Below are 12,548 nucleotides of genomic sequence, written 5' to 3'. Positions count from 1 at the left end.
TTCAAGTCCTCTCCAACAGGGCAAGACGACCGGCAAGGGCGGTGAAAATGCCCGCTGTGATCCAATCCAGCACACGGTTGCCCCGGGCAAGTTGCTGGCCGAGAGACCCTGCAAAAACGCCCACCAATCCGTTAATCACGAATCCGCCGATGGCCATTACGGCCCCAAGGATTGCGAATTGCACAAGAACGGGTCCAGCATCCGGTCGAACAAATTGCGGCACGAAAGCAAGAACAAACAGGATCACTTTTGGATTGCTCAGATTGACCAGTAACCCCTGCCGAAAAGCCCGGTCGCGCGCGGTGGGCAGGCCCTGATCCACCTCTGACGTGCGGCGCAGCGCACAAAATGCCAACCACAACAGATACCCAACGCCAATCCAGCGGATCACATCAAAGGCGATCGGGATCGAGGCGATCAAGGCGCCAAGCCCGGCACCGGCCAGCAGGACGTGAATGATGCCACCGGTCGCGATACCTGCACTGGCGCGCCAGGCAGCCCGTGGTCCCGAGCGCACCCCTTGGCCCAGACAAAACATCATATCAGCGCCGGGTGTGAGGTTCAGCGCCAAAGCCGCAGGTATGAAGGCGGCAAGTATGATCGGATCAACCATCAGAGAGACGCGCTTTCAGGCTCAATAAATCGGCCCATGCCTCGCGTTTGGCGGCTTGCTGACGCAACAGATATGCCGGATGGAACATCGGTAGCGCAGGCAGGCCAAAACACTCCGCCCAATTCCCGCGCAACCGCGTTATGCCGCGTTTGCCAAGACAGGCCTGTGCACTAATGTTGCCCATGATTACAAGGACTTTTGGTTTCGCAAGCGCAATATGGCGTTCCAGGAACGGACGCATCATTGCAATCTCATCGGGATGAGGATCCCGGTTCTGCGGCGGCCGCCAGGGCAAAACATTCGTGATATAGACCGGCGCATCGCCATGATCGCGCCCCATATCAATCGCCGCCAGCATCCGGTCCAACAATTGTCCGGCACGCCCGACAAAGGGGCGGCCTTCGCGGTCTTCATCGCGCCCCGGAGCTTCACCGATGATCATGACGGGTGCTCCTGGCACACCATCCGAGAACACCAGCGAGCGCGCGCCGCGTTTCAGATCACACAGCTCAAATGCGGTCAAAGCATCTTTGAGCGCCTCAAGGCTCTGCGCTGTGCCGGCAGATTGTTTGGCCTGCGCAACCGCGTCGACCTCGGAAGCCACGCTTGCTGATGGCGCCGCAGCAGGGAAGGCTGAGTCAGCCTTGGGCCTGGCCAACGTGTCAGGCAAGTCATAGCAATTGATCGGTGCGTCACAAATCGCCTCGGTCGCACCAAGCTCGATCTGCCATTCCAAGAGCGCCAAAGCGTTGTGAAATTCTGCTGATTCCATAGGGTCAGCTTATGCGGACCGTGGGATGAAATGAACAGCGACTTATAGACTCAACCCACGCTTGCCCGTCCCGGTCACGGTCCTTATAAGGTGTCAAATCAAGATAGGTTCCCTCTCATGACGTTTCCGCACCGACACTTGCTTGGTATCGAGGCCCTGCGCCCCGAAGAAATCACAACACTACTTGATTTGGCCGACACCTATGCGGGTCTTAACCGGCAACCTGACAAGCATTCAGACGCCCTTGCCGGCCTCACACAGATCAACATGTTCTTTGAGAACTCAACCCGCACGCAGGCGAGTTTCGAAATCGCTGGCAAACGTCTTGGCGCGGATGTGATGAACATGGCCATGCAGGCCAGCTCCGTCAAAAAAGGTGAAACGCTGATTGATACCGCCCTGACGCTGAACGCCATGCATCCCGATTTGCTGGTCGTGCGGCATCCGCACTCCGGCGCTGTCGATCTGTTGGCGCAAAAGGTCAATTGCGCGGTTCTGAATGCAGGTGATGGCCGGCACGAACATCCGACACAGGCGCTGCTGGATGCGCTGACGATACGACGCGCCAAGGGTCGGTTGCATCGCCTGTCGATTGCCATTTGTGGTGACATCGCCCATTCCCGCGTCGCGCGTTCCAACATCATGCTTCTGGGCAAAATGGAGAACCGCCTCCGACTGATCGGCCCCCCTACCCTGATGCCATCAGGCATCGCGGAATTTGGCGTCGAAGTATTTGATAACATGCGTGAAGGACTGAAGGACGTTGATGTCGTCATGATGTTGCGCTTGCAAAAAGAACGCATGGATGGCGGGTTTATCCCAAGCGAGCGTGAATATTATCACAGATACGGGTTGGATGCGGAGAAGTTATCTCATGCCAAACCTGATGCCATCGTGATGCATCCCGGTCCAATGAACAGGGGCGTTGAAATCGACGGCACACTGGCGGATGACATCAATAGAAGCGTCATTCAGGATCAGGTGGAAATGGGTGTCGCTGTGCGCATGGCAACTATGGATCTGCTCGCGCGCAACCTGCGCCTGATCCGCGCGGAACCAGCATGAACAAGCCGATCGAAATAAAAGCCCATGAACGCGACACGATCCGTGTTTTCGCCATCAATAAAGCCGCGACAGAGGTTGTGGAAGCGCTGAAGGTAGCACCAAAGGCGGATGTGGCGCGCCAACTTCTCGGTGATCCGCATCTCAATACGGCCAGCGCCGAGATTTTCCCGGTCGCGGATCTGACAGGAATGGGATTGAGCGCGTACCTGAGCGAAGGCTATGCAGTTCAGACCGACCAGATTGCACAGGATCGCAACAAGTTGGACGCTTTGGAGGGCTACGTTCTGCTGCTGTTTTCAGACAGTTTTGCCGGTGCCGCAACGCGTTTGGCACTCGGACAAGCGCTGACGCTCATTGGCACCTATACTGAATACCAACCTTCGACTCCTTCCGGGAGCCTCAAGACCGATAGCGCAAAACTCTACAGTGGCGGTTTGGCGCAACAAAATCAGGCACCGAAAAAGACCCCATCTGGTAGCGCGATCACCGTTTTGATTTTTGCGGTGCTGGTCGGGATTGGTTTGTGGTGGTTGCTGTGATGACACATGAGGAAACAAATCTATGAACGAGCCCAAGGATCCCAAGATGTCAGGCCGGATTGCCATGATCGCCCTCTTGGTGGCTTTCTTCGTGGTCGGGTTAATGTTCTGGGTCGGCGCATGATCTCCGTCGTTCCCCATCTCGCGCACGCTCAGGGAGCCCTTAATCGGCGGAGCCTGTATTAATGACAAAACTGACGTTTCTGAATGCCCGCATTGTTGATCCTGAGACAGACGATATCATTGTGGGCGGATTGGTCGTCGAAGACGGGCGCATCACCAAACACCTGCCTAAAGATGCCCCCCGCCTGACTTCCGGTCGCGTGATTGACTGCCATCTGAAGTATCTCGCCCCCGGCATCGTTGATCTGGGCGTCAAGGTCTGTGAGCCCGGAGAACGTCACAAGGAAAGCTATCGATCGGCCGGACTTGCCGCAGCCGCTGGGGGTGTCACCACGATGATCACCCGACCAGACACGGAACCTGCCATCGACAGCCCGGAAACCCTGGAATTTGTCACGCGACGGGCGAATGAGGCCTCCCCCGTCAATGTGATGCCCATGGCCGCTTTGACAAAAGGACGTGCAGGGCGCGAGATGACCGAGATCGGGTTTTTAATGGACGCGGGCGCGGTGGCCTTTACCGATTGCGACCGTGTGGTGACCGACACCAAAGTGTTCTCGCGTGCGCTCAGTTATGCCCGCAGCCTGGGCGCTCTGGTTATCGCTCATCCACAAGATCCCATATTGAGCAAAGGGGCTGCTGTCACGTCGGGCAAATTTGCATCGTTGCGTGGGCTTCCGGCAGTATCACCGATGGCGGAGCGGATGGCGCTGGACCGCGATCTGGCGCTGATTGAGATGACAGGCGCGCGTTATCATGCCGATCAAATTACCTGCGCGCGCGCCCTGCCTGCCCTCGAACGTGCCAAGGCAAACGGGTTAGACGTCACGGCTGGCACTTCAATCCACCACCTGACGCTAAATGCGCTGGACGTTGCGGATTATCGAACGTTTTTCAAATTGAAACCACCTCTGCGCGATGAACAGGATCGCCTTGCAGTCGCGGAGGCCGTAAAATCCGGCTTGATTGACGTGATTTCTTCCATGCACACGCCGCAAGATGAAGAAAGCAAACGCCTACCCTTTGAGGAAGCCGCCTCCGGGGCAGTCGCGCTGGAAACCCTGCTGCCCGCGGCCATGCGGCTCTATCACGCCGGGCTGATCGAGCTTCCGGCACTCTGGCGGGCAATGTCGTTCAATCCTGCAAAACGTCTTGGGCTTGCAAGCGGTCGTTTGAGCGTTGGTGCTCCTGCTGACCTTGTATTGTTTGATCCTGATACGCCCTTTCTGATGGACCGCGCGACGCTTCAGTCAAAATCGCGAAACACCCCCTTTGATGGGGCGCGCATGCAAGGCCGCGTTCTTTCAACATTTGTCGCGGGAAACTGCGTCTTTGAGAGGACCTGATGCCCATCATTGAACATTCTGCGACTCTCTTGGCACTCTGGGCCGTGATCGGATATCTGCTCGGGTCAATCCCCTTTGGCATGGTACTCGCACGCGTTATGGGGTTGGGAAACCTTCGCAATATCGGGTCTGGCAACATTGGGGCGACCAACGTCCTGCGCACGGGCAATAAAACAGCCGCAGCGTTGACGCTCATTCTGGACGGCGGCAAAGGTGCGGTTGCGGTTTTGCTCGCGCGCGCATTCGGCGGCGAAGACACGGCCCAGATTGCAGGGCTGATGGCAATGATCGGTCACTGTTACCCGGTATGGCTCCGATTTGCGGGCGGCAAAGGCGTGGCCACGTTCCTCGGGATCATGCTGGCGCTCAGCCTGCCCGTTGGCATCGGGTGCTGTATCGCCTGGTTGATCGGCGCTTTGACATCACGCATATCATCCATGGGCGCACTAGTGGCATCAGCCGCATCCCCCCCTCTTATGATCTTGCTGGGGGCGGGCAACGGTCTGGTGCTCGCTGTGATCCTCACGCTGATCGTGTTCTGGCGACACCGTGGCAATATCGCGCGGATACGGGCCGGAACAGAGCCAAAAATTGGCCAAAAATCGTGACCCTTCCCTCAACGGCAGCGTTTGAAACTGCCCTTTTGTCACTGCCTCTCGGAACTTTCACGGGAAAAGCACACCAGCGCCGTTACATCGTGACAAAGACGATCTTCAACTCCGGAAAATCACTGAAACTTGTCGCCGAAGAGCTGGGAGGTTCTGATTACATCAGCCTGAATTTCTACCGGTTGGACAAGGGATCACGCCTGTTTCCATGTGAAATGAGCGTCGAAAAAGTCACCGAATTTGTTCACGCCCTGCGCCTTGATCCCGTTCAGGAGGACGCGTAACTGCCATCTGGACCATGCGTTTCATCCCCCTGCAAGGCTGGCGAAAACACACAGATCAGATGAAAGGGTTCCGTCCCGTCGTTGCGTACCTCATGTCGGTCATGCAAATTCGGCGCATATAGGACACCGGGCGTAATGTGATGCACCTGCCCATTGTCCAACTCGGTGATGATGCCCGCTCCGCCAATGCAATAGCAGGCCTCAACATGGTTTTTGTACTCCAGCGTCATCGCAGCACCGGGCAACACCCGTGTTTCGGTCATGGAAAATCCCATCCCATCCGACTTCACCAGCAACCGCAGACTGGTCCAGCCCGGGCCGGACGCATCACGCGGTGTTCCTGTGAGTTCCGTTTTTCTTGCAACAATCATGATTACCCTTTTTGTGTCTGCTCTCGGATGCATTGAATATTGCATGGCGCCGCGTGTCATGCCACTTCTGTGGCCATGAATACACATCTGACCAGCCCCGATGGCACCCCCGCGAGCCGCCTTGCTTTTGGCACCATGCAATTTGGTGGCCGCGCGGATGAGGCTGCGTCGCGCCAGATGTTTGAAGCCTCCATCGCCGGGGGCATCACGCATTTTGACACTGCCTTTGTCTATAATGACGGCGCTTCAGAAGAGATTTTGGGATCCTTGCTTGGGGATCAGCGCGACCGTCTGATTATCGCCACCAAAGCGGCCTACACGGGGGGCGGTTCGAAAAAGAACATTCAGGACTCTTTCGCGATTTCGCGCAAACGTCTGAATCTCGATGTGATTGACGTGCTTTATATGCACCGTTTCGATCCGAACACCGATTTGCACGAAAGCATGGAGGCCCTTGCGGAACTCAAACACCAAGGGTTGATCCGGTATGTTGGTGTGTCGAATTTCGCGGCCTGGCAGGTAGTCAAAGCCATTGGAATTGCATCCAAATTTGACCTGAAGGTGGATATCCTTCAACCCATGTATAATTTGGTAAAACGTCAGGCCGAGGTGGAAATTCTACCCATGTGCGCGGATCAAGGCGTTGCTTGTGCGCCTTATTCTCCACTTGGGGGCGGGTTGCTGACGGGAAAATACAACACAGGATCCGCCGGGCGTCTGAGTGAAGATGAGCGTTACGCCGCGCGTTATGGATTGGACTGGATGCATACTGCCGCAGCTGGATTGAGCGAGGTCGCCGAAGACGTTGGCGTGAATGCAGCAACGCTTGCCGTGGCTTGGGCTGCTGCTCATCCCATGGGGCCAACGCCCATCATTTCGGCGCGAAACGCGGAGCAACTGAAGCCCTCGCTTGCCGCGATGGATTTCGCGCTCAACCCGGAACTCTATGCCCGTCTTGCCGATCTCAGCCCAACGCCACCGCCCGCAACCGACCGGATCGAAGAGCAATAATGCCAGATATCCTCGTCATTGGTGCGGGGATCGCGGGCTTATCTGCGGCTGCGCGACTTTCTGAAACCGCCAATGTCACGGTGATCGAGGCCGAAACATCCATCGGGTATCATGCCTCTGGTCGCTCCGCTGCGCTGATCGAACAGAATTATGGTGCGCCCAGTGTTCAGGCTTTGAACCGTGCCAGCGTCGACTACTTGAGCGATGGCCAATATCTCAGCCCGCGCGGTTTGATGATCCTCGCGCAAGCCCATGAACGCGAGTCCTATGAGAAAGACATCGCGGTGTTGGGCACCACGCCTATTTCCATAGCAGAGGCCCTCGCGTTTGTGCCGGTGCTGGATGCAGAAAAACTCGCCTTTGCTGCCTATCACGAGGATGCGCAAGACATTGATACCGACCTGTTGTTACAGGATTTCGCCCGTACCCTGCGCCAGAACGGCGGCACAATAGAAACCGGAAGCCGGGTTGACAAAATCCAGCGTGACGCGGGCACTTGGCAGGTCACAGCAAGCACCAAGGCTTTCGAGGCCCCAATTTTGGTCAACGCCGCCGGGGCTTGGGCCGATCAGGTCGCCCAAATTGCCGGGGTCGCGCCGTTGGGCATCACGCCCCACCGCCGCTCTATGGCACGCATCCCGGCGCCGGGCGGTCATGATATCAGCAAGTGGCCCATGTTTTTTGGGGTCAATGAGACATGGTATGCCAAACCAGATGCCGGTTGTATGCTGGTCTCCCCCGCTGATGAGGACCCTGTAGAACCCCATGACGCTTGGGCCGAAGACCTGACGCTTGCTCAAGGTCTCGCGCTCTATGAGGAAATGGTGACGGAACCAGTCACACGATTGCTGTCGAGCTGGGCAGGTTTGCGCAGTTTTGCGCCAGACAGGACGCTTGTTTTGGGCCGCGATCCTGAACACCCCGAGTTTGTGTGGTGCGCAGGTCAGGGCGGATATGGTTTTCAAACAGCACCCGCCGCTGCGCGCCTGTTGACCAATTTGGTCGAGGGTCGCACGCCCGAACTTGGGGCACAAACCATCGCGGCTCTGATGCCGGACCGCCTGAGATGACGGCTAAATTACCGCCCAGCGCCAGCGTCGCATCCAACCTTGGGGGCGCAAAGCTGCATGCCCCCTCTGCCGCCCGTAACACCGACGCCTTGTGCAATTTTCTCTTGAAAAACGCGCCGCAGGTTGGACAAGCACTGGAAATTGCCAGCGGCACCGGCCAGCATGTGATGTCATTTGCAACGGCCCTGCCAGATCTCATCTGGCAACCCACTGACATAGACGGGGCGCGTCTGGCCAGTATTGACGCTTATGCGGCGCACGCCGGTTTGGCCAACCTGAAACCCGCCGCGATGCTGGATGCTACTCAGGTCGGATGGCACCGGGAGCACGCCGACAAAGATCTGATCGTGTTGGTCAATCTGTTGCATCTGATCTCGGATCCTGCAGCTGAATCCGTTTTCAAAGAAGCCATGCTGTCGCTCGCCAGTGGTGGTAAGTTTATTCTCTACGGGCCCTTCAAGAGAGACGGCATTCTCACCAGCGCCGGGGACGCAAGCTTTGATGCGGACCTTCGCGAGGCCGATCCACGCATTGGATATAAGAACGACGCGGACGTGATGGCTTTGCTGCGGCAAGCAGGCGCGGCATCTGTGCAGATCACAGAAATGCCTTCCAACAACCTCGCATTTACCGCAACGAAACCTTAGCCATCCACGCGGATGCGTTCGTTTTTTGGATCATAGGGGCTGTCTTCTACGATCTCTGCATCCCAAAGCTGATCCAGCATTTTGACTTTGAGTTTTGTCCCTTTGACTGCCAGATCCGGCGTCACATAGCCCATGCCGATGCTCTTGCCAAAAGCCACCGAATAGCCACCCGATGTCAGGCGCCCGACACGGGTATCCCCATGATAAAGCACCTCACGACCCCAAGGGTCCGCGTCCGACGGCCCGTCAATCAGAACGGTCACACATTTTGACCGCACGCCAGTTTCTTGCAAAGCGCTTTTACCGTGAAACTCTTTGTTCAGGTCCACAAATCGCGGCAAATCGGCCTCCAGCGGCGTCGCATCCCGACCCAATTCATTGCCAAACGCACGATAGGATTTTTCCTGGCGTAGCCAGTTTTGCGCACGCGCGCCCACCAATTTCATGCCATGTTTTTCGCCCGCTTTTTCCAACTGGTCGAAAAGGTAGTTTTGCATCTCGATAGGATGGTGCAATTCCCAACCCAACTCACCCGTATAGGCCACGCGGATTGCGCGCACCGGGCACATGCCCAGCTCAACGTTGCGCATGGTCAGCCAGGGAAACCGCTTATTGGAAAGAGCTGTGGCGGGATCTGCATCCTTTACGATTTCGTTCAAGACATCGCGGGATTTTGGCCCCGCGATCGCAAAAACGCCCCATTGAGTGGTCACGTCATGACATTCGATATAGCCAAATTCAGCGGCCTTATCTTCGATCGCCTTACGCAGGTAATCCGCATCATAGGCCGTCCAAGCCCCCGCAGAGACAAGGTAATATTCGTCCTGCGCCAATCGCACGATGGTGTATTCCGTGCGCGTCGTACCGTTTCCGGTGAGCGCGTAGGTCAGGTTGATCCGGCCCACGGAGGGCAATTTGTTGCAGGTGAACCAATCCAGAAACTGGGTCGCCCCCGGCCCGCGCACCAGATGTTTGGTAAAGGCTGTAGCGTCAATCAAACCAACGCCTTCACGGATGGCTTTGGCCTCCTCAACCGCATATTGCCACCAGCCACCGCGCCGGAAGGAGCGCGCGTCATGATCATTGAAACCTTCGGGCGCATAGTAATTCGGACGTTCCCATCCGTTCACCCAGCCAAATTGAGCACCGCGCGTCGCTTGCCGGTCATAGGCGGGTGACGTGCGCAGCGGACGGCAAGCGGGACGTTCCTCGTCCGGGTGATGCAAAATATAGACATGCTCATAGGCCTCTTCATTTTTGCGCGCGGCAAATTCCGTGGTCATCCAATCGCCGTAGCGTTTGGGATCAAGGCTGGCCATGTCGATTTCCGCCTCCCCCTCGACCATCAATTGCGCAAGGTAATAGCCCGTTCCGCCTGCCGCCGTGATCCCGAATGAGAACCCTTCGGCCAACCACATATTGCGCAAGCCCGGCGCAGGCCCTACCAGCGGGTTACCATCGGGCGTGTAACAGATCGGCCCGTTGAAATCGTCCTTGAGGCCGCAGTCTTCGCAGGACGGAATGCGGTGGTTCATCGCCATATACTGATCCTCGATCCGGTCCAGATCGAGCTGGAACAGATCCGCGCGAAAGCTGTCAGGTACGCCGTATTCAAACCGGGCGGGCGCATGTTTTTCATAAACACCCAGGATCCAGCCACCACGCTCTTCGCGCACATAGGATTGTGCATCAGCATCTCGGATCACAGGGTGTTCGACATGGCCCTCGGCGCGAAATTTGACCAATTCAGGGTCCTGATCCATGACAATGAATTGGTGTTCTACCGGGATGGCAGGCATCTTGATGCCCAACATCTGGGCGGTGCGCTGTGCATGGTTGCCAGAGGCCGTGACGACATGTTCAGCGGTGATGACGATCTGTTCGTCTGTTGGCACCAGATTGCCGCCTTTTTCCGCCATCTTGGTTGCAGTGACTTCCCAGTGGGTGCCGTTCCAGTGAAATGCGTCCGCCTGCCATTTGCGCTCGATCATCACGCCGCGTTGCCGCGCGCCTTTAGCCATCGCCATGGTCACATCAGCTGGGTTAATATAGCCGTCCGTATGGTGATAGAGCGCACCCTTGAGGTCTTCGGTCCGGATCAGCGGCCATTTGGCTTTGATCTCATCCGGGCTCATCCACTGGTACGGTACACCGCAGGTCTCTGCCGTTGACGCATAGAGCATGTATTCATCCATACGCTCCTGCGTTTGTGCCATGCGCAGGTTTCCGACTACGGCAAAGCCCGCGTTCAGTCCGGTTTCTTCCTCAAGCGTTTTGTAGAACCGGATGGAGTAATCGTGGATGTGCGTGGTGGCATAAGACATGTTGAAATAGGGCAACAACCCAGCCGCGTGCCATGTCGACCCCGAAGTCAATTCATCCCGTTCCAGCAGCATCACATCATTCCACCCCGCGCGGGCAAGATGATAGGCAATAGAGGTGCCGACCGCACCGCCACCAACAACGAGGGCTTTGACTTGGGTTTTCATGACGCGGGACTCCCTGACGCGTGTTGACGGCCAAGCTTTACCGTTTGAGCACAAATCTCGCAAAACACGCCCGACCGGTCATGATGGGAAAGCGACATCCCGATCGAAGGTAGCCTCAAGCCTACCCAACCCAGCGGCACAGCGGCGCTTTGGCATACCATTGGGTAGGCATTGGCCTACCTCCCCGGCAGGATTCAGAGTATCTTACCCGGATTGAGGATGTCATCCGGATCAAGCGCTGCCTTGATTGCGGACATGACTTGGGTGGCTTGGCCTAATTCCTGTTCAAGGTATTTGCGCTTTCCCTGTCCGATGCCATGCTCCCCTGTGCAGGTTCCTTCCATGGCAATGGCAACGCCGTTGAGCCAGCTTACAAAGCCAGCCGCCTTGTCCAACTCATCGGCATTCTCCATGTCGACAAGCAGCGAGACATGAAAATTACCATCTCCTGCATGCCCCACAATTGGGGCTACCAATCCCAATGCTTCAGCCTTTTTCTGTGATGCGCCAACACATTCTGCCAATTTCGAGATCGGGACGCATACATCCGTAGCAATCGCCTTTGCGCCGGGCCGGTATTGCAGCATCGCCCAATAGGCATCATGGCGCGCTTGCCAAAGCTTGTTGCGTTCCTCAGTTGTCGTGGTGGCCGCATACCCCTGCCCGCCATGATCCTCGGCCAAGGCACCAAATATCTCGGCCTGTTCCGCAACACCTGCTTCTGTGCCATGGAATTCCAGAAGCAACAAAGGCGTTTCGGCCAAATCCAGCTTTGAATAGGCATTGACCGCAGCAACCGTGGTTGCGTCCAACAGTTCAATCCGCGCAACCGGCAGGCCGTATTGGATCACCGCCATCACCGTCTGACAAGCAGCATCCACCGAAGGAAAGGAGCAACTGGCAGAACTGATCGCTTCGGGAATACCCTGCAGTTTCAGCGTGATTTCGGTGATGATCCCCAGCGTGCCTTCTGAACCGACCAACAAGCGGGTCAAATCATACCCGGCTGATGATTTGCGCGCGCGCGTGCCTGTGCGGATCACGCGTCCATCTGACATCACAGCCTCGACCGCCAGAACATTGTCCTTCATCGTGCCATAGCGCACTGCATTCGTACCAGAGGCGCGAGTTGCGGCCATACCGCCCAGCGACGCATCGGCCCCCGGATCAATGGGGAAAAACAAACCCTGATCCCGCAAATGCGTATTGAGAGCCATGCGGGTCACACCGGGCTGCACACGACAATCCAGATCGCCCGCGTTGACCTCCAGCACCTTGTCCATTTGGCTGACGTCGATGCAAATGCCGCCTGCGGGTGCGTTCACATGTCCTTCCAGTGACGTACCGGTACCATAGGCGATAACCGGCACCCGATGCGCAGCACACACCTTGAGAATATCGGACACCTCATGCGTGCTGGTGGCAAATACCACCGCGTCCGGGGGTTGGTTCTCTATCCAGGTCGTGGTGTGGCCGTGTTGCTCGCGGATCGACTGACCGGTTTGAAACCGCTCTCCAAACTGCTGTTTCAAAACGCCAAGGGCGGTCTCGATACCCGTTTCATTGCGCGGCATACTCGCGTGCTGCATTGTCCTGTATCTCCTTCGGGC

13 protein-coding genes are annotated in these 12,548 nt (G+C 56.9%); 8 read left to right on the top strand and 5 right to left on the bottom strand.

The annotated features are described in order from the left end of the window. Position 1: 1 nt before the first annotated feature. Together R8G34_19060 and R8G34_19055 are read right to left on the bottom strand one after the other, a co-directional pair. Positions 2–613, bottom strand: a complete 612-nt coding sequence (locus tag R8G34_19060) for a LysE family translocator (protein MDW3224952.1) — start codon at positions 611–613, stop codon at positions 2–4. Next, on the bottom strand, positions 606–1,385 hold the full coding sequence (locus R8G34_19055) for a uracil-DNA glycosylase (protein ID MDW3224951.1): 780 nt from the start codon (positions 1,383–1,385) through the stop codon (positions 606–608). The genes R8G34_19060 and R8G34_19055 overlap by 8 nt, the downstream gene beginning before the upstream one ends. 117 nt (positions 1,386–1,502) lie before the next feature. On the opposite strand from R8G34_19055, the gene R8G34_19050 reads away from it, so the two are divergent. The 5 genes from R8G34_19050 to R8G34_19030 all read left to right on the top strand — a co-directional run bounded on the left by R8G34_19050 (position 1,503) and on the right by R8G34_19030 (position 5,350). Then, a complete protein-coding gene (locus R8G34_19050; protein ID MDW3224950.1) occupies positions 1,503–2,450 on the top strand; it encodes an aspartate carbamoyltransferase catalytic subunit in 948 nt (315 codons plus the stop codon). Further along, positions 2,447–2,989 carry a hypothetical protein gene (locus R8G34_19045; GenBank protein ID MDW3224949.1) on the top strand — a complete coding sequence of 181 codons (543 nt, stop codon included), beginning with the start codon at positions 2,447–2,449 and terminating at the stop codon, positions 2,987–2,989. Before R8G34_19050 ends, R8G34_19045 begins: the two co-directional genes overlap by 4 nt. A 185-nt stretch (positions 2,990–3,174) precedes the next feature. Continuing rightward, positions 3,175–4,458: a dihydroorotase gene (gene pyrC / locus R8G34_19040; GenBank protein ID MDW3224948.1), complete on the top strand. Its 1,284-nt coding sequence runs from the start codon at positions 3,175–3,177 to the stop codon at positions 4,456–4,458. Next, positions 4,458–5,066, top strand: a complete 609-nt coding sequence (gene plsY, locus R8G34_19035) for a glycerol-3-phosphate 1-O-acyltransferase PlsY (GenBank protein ID MDW3224947.1) — start codon at positions 4,458–4,460, stop codon at positions 5,064–5,066. The genes pyrC and plsY overlap by 1 nt, the downstream gene beginning before the upstream one ends. Next, on the top strand, positions 5,063–5,350 hold the full coding sequence (locus tag R8G34_19030) for a hypothetical protein (GenBank protein MDW3224946.1): 288 nt from the start codon (positions 5,063–5,065) through the stop codon (positions 5,348–5,350). The genes plsY and R8G34_19030 overlap by 4 nt, the downstream gene beginning before the upstream one ends. Here R8G34_19030 and R8G34_19025 read toward each other — a convergent pair. Further along, positions 5,335–5,721 carry an ectoine synthase gene (locus R8G34_19025; GenBank protein MDW3224945.1) on the bottom strand — a complete coding sequence of 129 codons (387 nt, stop codon included), beginning with the start codon at positions 5,719–5,721 and terminating at the stop codon, positions 5,335–5,337. The genes R8G34_19030 and R8G34_19025 overlap by 16 nt on opposite strands. Before the next feature lie 75 nt (positions 5,722–5,796). On the opposite strand from R8G34_19025, the gene R8G34_19020 reads away from it, so the two are divergent. The 3 genes from R8G34_19020 to R8G34_19010 are packed head-to-tail and all read left to right on the top strand — an operon-like array spanning position 5,797 to position 8,449. Then, positions 5,797–6,732, top strand: a complete 936-nt coding sequence (locus R8G34_19020; GenBank protein ID MDW3224944.1) for an aldo/keto reductase — start codon at positions 5,797–5,799, stop codon at positions 6,730–6,732. Continuing rightward, positions 6,732–7,802, top strand: a complete 1,071-nt coding sequence (locus R8G34_19015) for an FAD-binding oxidoreductase (GenBank protein MDW3224943.1) — start codon at positions 6,732–6,734, stop codon at positions 7,800–7,802. Before R8G34_19020 ends, R8G34_19015 begins: the two co-directional genes overlap by 1 nt. Further along, positions 7,799–8,449 carry a DUF938 domain-containing protein gene (locus tag R8G34_19010; protein MDW3224942.1) on the top strand — a complete coding sequence of 217 codons (651 nt, stop codon included), beginning with the start codon at positions 7,799–7,801 and terminating at the stop codon, positions 8,447–8,449. Before R8G34_19015 ends, R8G34_19010 begins: the two co-directional genes overlap by 4 nt. Here the strand turns inward: R8G34_19010 and R8G34_19005 are convergent. After that, a complete protein-coding gene (locus tag R8G34_19005; protein MDW3224941.1) occupies positions 8,446–10,938 on the bottom strand; it encodes an FAD-dependent oxidoreductase in 2,493 nt (830 codons plus the stop codon). The genes R8G34_19010 and R8G34_19005 overlap by 4 nt on opposite strands. A gap of 194 nt (positions 10,939–11,132) precedes the next feature. After that, positions 11,133–12,527 (bottom strand): FAD-linked oxidase C-terminal domain-containing protein, encoded by a 1,395-nt coding sequence (locus tag R8G34_19000; GenBank protein ID MDW3224940.1) that lies wholly within the window; start codon positions 12,525–12,527, stop codon positions 11,133–11,135. Positions 12,528–12,548: the final 21 nt, after the last annotated feature.

This window comes from Paracoccaceae bacterium, from assembly GCA_033344815.1.
Taxonomy (GTDB): Bacteria; Pseudomonadota; Alphaproteobacteria; order Rhodobacterales; family Rhodobacteraceae; genus Roseobacter.
The sequence above is the reverse complement of the archived record's forward strand: the minus strand, read 5'-3'. Positions and strand labels throughout refer to the sequence as shown.

Coding starts and splice junctions, on each gene's coding strand:
- R8G34_19060 (MDW3224952.1), bottom strand. CDS start 613: ATGGTTGATCCGATCATACTTGCCGCCTTCATACCTGCGGCTTTGGCG.
- R8G34_19050 (MDW3224950.1), top strand. CDS start 1,503: ATGACGTTTCCGCACCGACACTTGCTTGGTATCGAGGCCCTGCGCCCC.
- R8G34_19055 (MDW3224951.1), bottom strand. CDS start 1,385: ATGGAATCAGCAGAATTTCACAACGCTTTGGCGCTCTTGGAATGGCAG.
- R8G34_19010 (MDW3224942.1), top strand. CDS start 7,799: ATGACGGCTAAATTACCGCCCAGCGCCAGCGTCGCATCCAACCTTGGG.
- R8G34_19025 (MDW3224945.1), bottom strand. CDS start 5,721: ATGATTGTTGCAAGAAAAACGGAACTCACAGGAACACCGCGTGATGCG.
- R8G34_19000 (MDW3224940.1), bottom strand. CDS start 12,527: ATGCAGCACGCGAGTATGCCGCGCAATGAAACGGGTATCGAGACCGCC.
- R8G34_19020 (MDW3224944.1), top strand. CDS start 5,797: ATGAATACACATCTGACCAGCCCCGATGGCACCCCCGCGAGCCGCCTT.
- R8G34_19045 (MDW3224949.1), top strand. CDS start 2,447: ATGAACAAGCCGATCGAAATAAAAGCCCATGAACGCGACACGATCCGT.
- pyrC (MDW3224948.1), top strand. CDS start 3,175: ATGACAAAACTGACGTTTCTGAATGCCCGCATTGTTGATCCTGAGACA.
- R8G34_19015 (MDW3224943.1), top strand. CDS start 6,732: ATGCCAGATATCCTCGTCATTGGTGCGGGGATCGCGGGCTTATCTGCG.
- R8G34_19005 (MDW3224941.1), bottom strand. CDS start 10,938: ATGAAAACCCAAGTCAAAGCCCTCGTTGTTGGTGGCGGTGCGGTCGGC.
- plsY (MDW3224947.1), top strand. CDS start 4,458: ATGCCCATCATTGAACATTCTGCGACTCTCTTGGCACTCTGGGCCGTG.